The organism is Cupriavidus sp. SIMBA_020 (genome assembly GCF_046535395.1).
Classification (GTDB): domain Bacteria; phylum Pseudomonadota; class Gammaproteobacteria; order Burkholderiales; family Burkholderiaceae; genus Cupriavidus; species Cupriavidus campinensis.
On the sequence record NZ_JAWRWU010001620.1, the window covers coordinates 1 to 237 of the forward strand.

At 66.2% G+C, this 237-nt stretch carries 1 protein-coding gene; it reads left to right on the plus strand.

Annotated elements, in window-relative coordinates; all coding sequences use genetic code 11:
- Positions 1-237 (plus strand): hypothetical protein (locus SB751_RS35100; RefSeq protein WP_410749628.1); only part of this gene is annotated, 237 nt, incomplete at both ends.

Below are 237 nucleotides of genomic sequence, written 5' to 3' on the forward strand. Positions count from 1 at the left end.
TCAGCCGCTATCTGACCCAGCTCGGCTACGCGAACACCGCGCCGCTGTACGGGGAAGTGGTGCGCGTGGACCCCGAAGGCGTGCCGCACACGCTCGCCATCCTGCAAGGCTTTATCGAGAATCAGGGCGACGCCTGGAACTGGTCGCTCGATTACCTGCGCCGCTCGGTGGACGAACTCGCCGTCGCCGTCGACACGGAAGCGCAAGTGCCCGACCGCGACAACGAAGCGATCCTGG